The sequence below is a fragment of the Arsukibacterium sp. genome (genome assembly GCF_036735525.1).
In the GTDB taxonomy this organism is placed as follows: Bacteria; Pseudomonadota; Gammaproteobacteria; order Enterobacterales; family Alteromonadaceae; genus Alishewanella.
In genome coordinates, this window is record NZ_DAINOE010000098.1 from 1 (window position 1) to 1,707 (window position 1,707).

The 1,707-nt window shown below is 49.4% G+C and carries 1 protein-coding gene; it reads left to right on the top strand.

Annotated features, from left to right (window positions below; all coding sequences use genetic code 11):
- Positions 1-214 precede the first annotated feature (214 nt).
- Positions 215-1,707, top strand: a 1,493-nt coding sequence (locus V7D78_RS14700; RefSeq protein ID WP_333609211.1) for an SUMF1/EgtB/PvdO family nonheme iron enzyme, incomplete at its 3' end; no start/stop codon positions are given.

The following is a 1,707-nucleotide window of genomic DNA, read 5'->3' on the forward strand; positions in this document are numbered from 1 at the left end:
CCAGTGCCTGGCGTTTAAAGCCGATGAGCGGCCGCAGACGATGCAGCAGGTGGCTCAACGGTTATCGCCACCTGTTGAAGCAACTCACACAGAAGCAAAACATACGGCTGCACAGGGCTCGTTTGCTGAGGTCACCGCGCAACAAAGCAACACCAGTTCGACACAGGATGGGCAGGCTTCACCTGTTGTTAAAAAAAGCGCCACCGGACCTGTAATGTTTATTATAACGGTGCTAATGCTGCTGGCAGCGGTTGGCTACTATTACTATCCGGTTAATCAGGATTATTCAGAACTAACCGGAACATTAGTGAGCATACCGGCGGGCAATTTTACTATGGGCTGCAGCACTGGAGATACGGCCTGCTACCCAGAGGAAAAACCGATACGTACTGTCAGTGTGAGCGCCTTTAAAATGATGGAGACTGAGGCGACCTTTGCGATGTGGGATGCTTGCGTAGCTGCGGGTGGTTGCAGCCACAGGCCAGATGACCAAAGCTGGGGACGCGGCAATCGCCCTGTTATCAACGTTAGTTTTAACGATATTACCCAGCAGTTTATCCCCTGGCTCAATAAAACCACCGGCCAGACTTTCCGTTTACCCAGTGAGGCTGAATGGGAATATGCCGCCCGCGCCGGCAGTACTACACGATATAGTGTGGGAAATACGATTGAGTGCTCTCAAGCACATTATGGTGGCTATGATGATGACTGTGTTATTGAGAAAAAGACACTACCGGTAAAGTCGTTCTCAGCTAATGCTTTTGGTCTTTATGATATGCAAGGTAATGTAATGGAATGGACCCAGGATTGCTTGAATCGAAGTTATCGTGGCGCACCCGTCAACGCCATTGCCTGGCAGGATGGTGACTGTAATTATCGCATCTTACGAGGCGGCTCCTTTGGCAGTGACCCCGGCAGCCTCCGTTTTTCCTTCCGTTTAGAAGGGGGGGTAGCGAACCAGTTGTACTATAGCGGCTTCCGATTAGTGCAAGACAGCCTGCCTGATACATCTAAGGTTGCACACGCCAGTGCTGAGCAGGTTAACCTTACTCCCTTGGAGACCCCTGAAGCTAAATCATTACGCCTGGCCGCCGATGAGGCTTTTTATTCATCGCTACGTTTAGACAAAGACTTCGTTGCCATTGATTTATACCGGCAAGCTGCAGCACTGGGCAGTGCTTATGCTGATGCGCAACTGGCTTTAATGTATCTGCGAGGCCTCGGAGTAACTAAAAATAGCGCTATTGCCCGACAATTTCGTGACACTGCAATACAAAAATTTGCACAACATCCTATCGGCGGTCATGAAAATGCGGTGCTTTATAGATTGGCGGCTTTTGTGGAATTGGATACTGAGGCTGAGTTGGCTGAATACCGCAAGCTTGCTGAGCAAGGCGATGCTAATGCGCAGTATAAAATAGGTATGTTATATGATCAGCGGGAAGGTTACCGGGCGCAACAAGATGCCGTTATCTGGTTTTACAAAGCAGCAGAACAAGGGCATGCCGGTGCCCAGCTGGCAGTAACGAAAAGGTATATCATCGGCAGGGGTGTTTATTTGTCTGATGAGGGTGCTCACATATGGTATCTGAAAGCCGCTGAGCAAGACGATCCCTTTGCTCAATATGAGTTGGGTTCACGATATCTTAATGGATTAGTAGTGGAGCAATCTACGCCTGAGGCAATAAAGTGGCTTTATAAAGCGGC